Origin of the sequence: Streptomyces sp. NPDC057428 (genome assembly GCF_042803195.1) — a bacterium.
Lineage (GTDB): Bacteria > Actinomycetota > Actinomycetes > Streptomycetales > Streptomycetaceae > Streptomyces.
This window is the reverse complement of the sequence record NZ_JBHVCT010000168.1, coordinates 1-6400: the sequence shown is the minus strand read 5'-3', so window position 1 is coordinate 6400 and position 6400 is coordinate 1. Positions and strand designations below refer to the sequence as shown.

Sequence of the window (6400 nt, the reverse complement as noted above, 5' to 3'; positions counted from 1 at the left end):
GGGTCGGTCACATCCAGGGTGACGAGGCGGACGCGGTCCCCGTACTTGTCGGCGAGGTCGGTCAGGGACTCGGTGCGCCGCGCGGTGGCCACCAGCGAACGTACCTCGACCGATATCACGCCGATCCTCTCTGTCGTACGTGCGGCCATGCACCTTGTCGACGAAGGTGTGCCTGCTGATCGCGCGACGCGGAGCCCGCGATGCCGATGCGTGACCGCCTCGGGCAGGACCGGCCGACTCCACACTCCTCCCGGGAGGTATCGGACGCATCAGTCACATGACGGTGAATCCCGGCACGTCTCGCACACATGACGGACCTCCCGCCGAGGAGAACACCCCAGTCATGTGACAGATGCCGCAGCGGTCCAGCCGTAGCACAGTGACCCGTGTGGCCGTGGCCGACGCAGCACTTGCGCGCCACCCCCGCGACAGACACGAGCGGTCCCCGCGCCTATGCGTGGTTGAGGAACACGTATCTAAATAAGGGCAAACGCCACTAAGGTGCAAGTCGTGTTTTAGGTAGCATATAGGGCATAACGTCTACATTGGCTGTCACGCAGAAAAATGGATGAAAGGCTTGAAAATGACCAAGGTGTGGCTGATCACCGGAGCCTCGAGGGGCTTCGGACGTGGGCTGGCGGAGACGGTACTGGAATCGGGTGACCGGCTGGTGGCCACCGCTCGGCGTCCGGAGCAGCTCGACGACCTCGTCTCCCGATACGGGGACCAGGTCCGCGCGGTGGCGCTCGACGTCACCGACGCCGCGGCGGCCCGCGACGCGGTGCGCGCCTCCGTCGACGCCTTCGGGCGCCTGGACGTCGTCGTGAACAACGCCGGGTACGCCAACAGCGCGCCGATCGAGGAGATGGCCGAGGACGACTTCCGCGCCCAGTTCGAGGCCAACTTCTTCGGAGTCGTCAACGTCACCCGGGCCGCACTGCCGGTCCTGCGCGCCCAGCGCACGGGGACGTTCGTGCAGTTCTCCTCCCTCGGCGGCCGGGTGGGCGGCACCCCGGGCATGGGCGCCTACCAGAGCGCCAAGTTCGCCGTCGAGGGCTTCTCCGAGGTCCTGGCCGGCGAGGTAGCCCCGTTCGGCGTCAAGGTTGTCATCGTCGAACCCGGCGCGTTCCGCACGGACTGGCAGGGCTCCTCGATGCAACTGCACCCCGTAGGGCCCGACTACGAGGAGACCGTGGGCGCCATCAACCGCTACCGCGAGGAGAACAACGGCGTCCAGCCCGGAGACCCCGTCCGCGCGGCGAAGGTCATCCTCGACGTCGTCAACCACGACGACCCCCCGCGCCGGCTCCTGCTCGGCGCCCAGGCCGTGGAAATGGCGCTCGAAGCGGGCCGGGCACGCACCGCCGAGACGGAGAAGTGGGCCACCGCGAGCGGCTCGGCGGACTTCCCGGCTCAGCCGTAGGCATGGCACCCCCTCCGCACCACCCTTCCGAGACACCCTCTCGTCACACCAAGGAGCACCTCATGTCCCGCAAGACCTGGCTCATCACCGGAGCTTCCAGCGGCCTGGGCAAGGCCCTCGCCGAGTACGTGCTGGCACAGGGCGACCAGGTGGTCGCGACCGCCAGTTCGACCCGCGCCACCTCCGAACTGGCCGCCCGCTACCCGGAGACGGCCCTGGCGGTCCCGCTCGACGTCACCGACCCCCAGCAGCGCGCCGAAGGCGTCCGCGCGGCGGAGGAGCGCTTCGGTGGCATCGACGTTCTCGTCAACAACGCGGCGATCGACTTCATCGGGGCGCTCGAGGAGCAGGAGGAGGTCGACTACCGCAGGCTCTTCGAGGTCAACTTCTTCGGTGCGGTCGCCCTCACCCGGGCGGTGCTGCCCGGTATGCGCCGACGGGGCAGTGGCACCGTCGTCAACGTGTCCTCGATGGACGGACTCGCCAGTCTTCCCGCCAACGGCTTCTACTCGTCGAGCAAGTTCGCGCTGGAGGGCTTCACCGAGGCACTGTGGCAGGAGATCGAGCCCCTCGGTCTGCACGCCATGATCATCCAGCCCGGTTCGTTCCGTACCGGCATCGAGAACCGGACCAGGGCCTCCGGGCCGGCGATCGAGGACTACGCGGCGACCGCGGGGGCGTTCCGCGGCATGATGGGCAGCCTCACCCCCGAGATGTTCCCCGGTGACCCGGACAAGGCCGCCCAGGCCATCTACGACGCCGCCACAGCGCCGGAGCCCCGCCACTGGGTCGTGCTGGGCAGCGACGCCCAGCGCCGCATCGGCGTCAAGCTCGACCAGCTTCGCGCCGAGTTCGACGCCGGCAAGGACGTCGCCTACAGCACGGACTTCCCGGGCAGTGCGGAGAACGCCGTTCTGTGAACGGGGCCGGGCGCCGGCGGCGGGCATCCACCACCGCCGGCGCCCGAGTCCGCTCCACGCGTCCAGAAGGCCCGCCCCACGGCGGGCCTTCTGGCTTTGAGCCATACCCGGACAGCGTCGCTGAGGGTCGCCCGCCCTTATCGGGCGATGCCTGCAGCCCGGACCACGGTCTGCGTGACGGTGTTGCCGCGGCTGTCCCCGGCGTGCACCCGCAGCGTGACGAACCGCGCCGACCTCGGCGCGTCCAGTTCCGTACTCACCTTGCCGTTGCCCCGGCCGCTGACGCGGGCCGTGTGCCAGGTGTCCCCGTCGTCGTAGGACACCTGCACCTTCCGGGTGTGCAGCGCCGCGCGCGGGCCACCCGCCAGGTGCAGCGGCGTGACGAGCAGAGTGGCCCGACGGGCAGCCTTCCCGTCCTCGTCGGTGGGCAGGCCGTAGTCCAGCTGGACGAGTGGGAGTTGTTCCGTCTCGCCGGCCCTCCTGGGCGCGGCTGAGGCGAAGGTCCACTCGGTGCGGGTGTCGGTCGAGTACGGGAACTCGGCCGTGGCGTCACGGCTCGCCGTGTGCACCAGGCGGTAGGTGCCCCTTGTCCCGGGCACCGTGGCCCCCACCCCGTTAGAACCGCCCGCGAGCAGCGTGCCGCCACGGTACAGCTCGGTCCTCTCCGTTGCCGCGGTGCTGCCGAAGGCGGCGTAGTTGGCGTGGTCGCTGCCGGAGTCGCCCCAGGCAGGGACGACGACGTCGATACGGTCGCCGGTACGGGTGGGCGGCTCGACGGTGCCGTTGACGCGCGGCCGGGTCACCGTGCCGAACCAGTGCACGTCCGTGGTGCGGCCCGCCGGGTAGCGGACCGGGTCGGAGGCGCTGAACACCACCGGGTACAGCAGTGCCTCCTCGGACCAGGTGAACGTGGAGTCGGTGCTGACGTAGTCGGTGCGACGGGTGCCGGCCGTACTCAGCCGGGCGGTGGAGACGTTGTAGGTCGTCCACGGGTGGACGTCGTAGCGGTTCTCGTACACCTCTCGTCCTGCGGGGTTGCGGTAGTGCGTCTCGACGCGGGCGAGCTGGCGGTCCTTGGGTGCGTAGGTGAGGTCCGTCGGGATCCGGCCCTCGTAGGTGCGGACCAGGTCGTACAGGTAGTCGGTGTCGGGGTGGGACACGGCGTCCAGGGGCACGCCGCCGGACGGGCTCGCGTCGACGCGGGCGATCAGTTTCTCGCCCTCGGTGCGGGACAGGCCGACGACCTCGACATCCGACTTGATGACGGGCTCGCGCAGGCGCCCGTCGAGGTCGTGGACGAACAGCAGCAGCTTCACGCCGGCCGCCTCAGCGGCCCTGATCCGGTCGTCCGCGGCGTCCTCGTCGTAGGAGTCCCAGCGCACGACGGCGGCCTTCCCCGCGGCGTCGACGCCCTCGTAGTCCTGGGGCATGCCGTCACCGGGGTGGATCACGTCGAGGCCGTGGTCGCCCTCGGGGAGCTTCGCCGAACCGGGCAGGATCCAGAGGTCGTCGAACTCCTGCGCACCCGCGGTCACCGACAGCAGCGGCTGCTGGTCGCGCCAACGGACGGTCAGATGCTGCTCGCCGTCCAGTCCCGGTACGGTCGGTGCCGTCCAGACGCTGTCGTAGCCGTCGTCGACCTCGACACTGTCGGTCACCGAACTGCCGTCGCCGAACTGACGGTGGTAGTCCAGGCGCCGGGTCAGGTTCTCCGTCTTGCGGGGTGTCACGGCCGTGACCTGCCGCAGCTTGGAGCCATCGAACACCAGGTCGGTGTCGCCGGTGATGTCCACCTGCGGGAGGACCATGCGGGCGTACCCGGCCGAGGACACGCCGTGCGTCCCCTCGACGCGGAAGTCGGCGTACACGGTGTACCGGCCGGGCGGCAGCAACTCGTCGGAGGCGCCATCGCTGTAGAGGTGGGTGCCCGCGTACTCGTCGCCCTTGCGGAAGAAGGTGAGAACGCCGAAGGTGGCTTCGCCCGAGCGGCCGGTGACCTTCGTGCGGACGTGGGCGAGCCGCTGGCGGGTGCTGACGCCGAGCAGCGTGCGGGTGCGCGCGGTGCCGTCGACGGACGCGGTCAACCGGCCCGTCCAGCGGCGCAGTTCACCTGCCTTGCCCAGGTCGGTGAAGACCGTGACGCTCGCGCTGCCGTGGGCGGGAACCTCCAGCCGGTCCTTGGACACGGTGAAGACACCTGCCGGGACACCGGGCGCGTCCACGGCCAGATCCACGGTGACGGCCTCGTCCGCGGTGTTGCTCCAGGAGGCCTCGGACTCGATGGTGCCCTGGTCCGTGCCGGGCTCGTGGATCCCCGCGTCCACCTTGCCGGTGGCGGTCAGTGTCCGCTTCGCGGCCGCGGCGGCGTCGACCCGTCCGTTACCCCCGTCGTCGACGGTGATCTCGGGCGTGTCCTTCGCCGTACTGACCAGGGCGTCCTTGATGCGGCTGCCGGTCCAGTCGGGATGCGCGGCGGCCACCAGCGCCGCCGCGCCGGCCACGTGCGGCGTCGCCATGGACGTACCGCTGAGGGTTACGTAGGAGCCGGAGCCCTCGCCCGCGTACTGGGACCGTGCGGCGAGGATGTCGACACCGGGTGCGGTGATCTCGGGCTTGAGGGCGTCGTCGCCGTACCGCGGGCCGCGGCTGGAGAAGCTCGCGATCGCGTCGGCCGAGTCCACGGCGCCGACGGTGAGTGCCGCGTCGGCGGTGCCCGGCGAGCGCACGGTCCGGGCGTCGGGGCCGTCGTTGCCGGCCGCGATGGTGAACAGCGCACCGGTCTCCGCGCTGAGTTCGTCCACGGCGCGGGCGAGCACCGTCTCGCCGTCGGCGTCCTCGCTGCTGCCGAGGCTCATGCTGACGACCCGGGCGTGCGCGTCCCGCGCTGCCCATTCCATGCCTGCCACGATCCAGGAGTCGTATCCGACGCCGGCGTCGCTCAGGACCTTGCCGACGTGCAGGTCGACGCCCGGCGCGACGCCCTTCTCCTTGCCGTCGGAGGCGGCGCCGCTGCCCGCGATGGTGGAGGCGACGTGTGTGCCGTGGCCGTTGCGGTCGGTGACATCCTCGCCGGGGACGAAGCTGTCGCTCTCCTCGACGGCGTCCTTCAGGTCGGGGTGGCCGGGGTCGTAGCCGGTGTCGAGGACGGCCACGTCCACGCCCTCACCGGTGTTGCCTCCTGACCAGACCTCGGGGGCGGCGATCTGGCCGACCGAGTCACTCAGGGTGGCCTCCGCCTTGCCGTCCAGCCATACTTTGGCGACGCCGCCCTTGAACGCCGCCTGGGGGATCCGGGCGGTGCCCGCGGCCCCCGCCCCGGTTCCCGTACCGGTGAGGGCGGCCCACAGCTTGCCGCCGTCCTCGCGGCCCGCCGCAAATGCGACACCGTTGACGCTGGTCAGCGGTCGTACGCCGGTGACGTCGCCCGGTATGGCGTCGCCCCGTCGGCGCAGGGTCGCCGCGCCCGCCTCCCTGCCGCCGTAGGTGACGATGATGGGCAGGTGGTCGAGGTGGGCGTCGTCGTAGCCGTCCGCCACGAGCCGGGTGACGTTGAACAGCCGCCGGTCCAGGACTCCGGCCGCGATGTAGGGACCGGCCAAGTCCGGATAGACATAGGTGTCTCCGCCCACGCCCATCACCCGCGCACCGGCGGGCCGACCGTCGGGCCCCTCCACACTGATGGTGCCGGGGCTGCCGCCCACGGGGGAAGTGACGGTGACCTTGTCCCCGGTCACCAGGGTCACGACGGATGCGGCGGGCCCGCCGATGAAAGGCTTGTCAACGATATCTGACGTATCGCGGAAAGACGGCGACACGGTTGCGGAGGCGGCCACATGCGGCGTCGCCGCGGTGACCAGAAGGGCGGCCGCGGTCGCGAGCAGGCGCCGCCGTGTTCCTGAGGGTCTGTGTGTCAACGGAATCCCTTGACTCAAGTGGTCATACAGGCCGACCGGAATGTATGTCGTGATCCACGATCCTGGGAAGCCCTTTCCTCGATGGCAGCACACAGCCGGCGCTCCAACGGGTCGGGCGCCTGCACGGCAGTGGCGGCCGGGGC

At 70.6% G+C, this 6400-nt stretch carries 3 protein-coding genes; 2 read left to right on the top strand and 1 reads right to left on the bottom strand.

Features of this window, described 5'->3' with window-relative positions:
* Positions 1 to 583: 583 nt before the first annotated feature.
* A complete protein-coding gene (locus tag ACFU5K_RS30990; RefSeq protein WP_384067809.1) occupies positions 584 to 1423 on the top strand; it encodes an oxidoreductase in 840 nt (279 codons plus the stop codon).
* Between the two features lie 62 nt (positions 1424 to 1485).
* Complete coding sequence (locus tag ACFU5K_RS30985; protein ID WP_384067806.1) at positions 1486 to 2343, top strand: SDR family NAD(P)-dependent oxidoreductase; 858 nt, start codon at positions 1486 to 1488, stop codon at positions 2341 to 2343.
* Positions 2344 to 2480: 137 nt separating this feature from the next.
* Here ACFU5K_RS30985 and ACFU5K_RS30980 read toward each other — a convergent pair whose 3' ends face one another.
* Complete coding sequence (locus ACFU5K_RS30980) at positions 2481 to 6086, bottom strand: S8 family serine peptidase (protein WP_384067803.1); 3606 nt, start codon at positions 6084 to 6086, stop codon at positions 2481 to 2483.
* Positions 6087 to 6400: the final 314 nt, after the last annotated feature.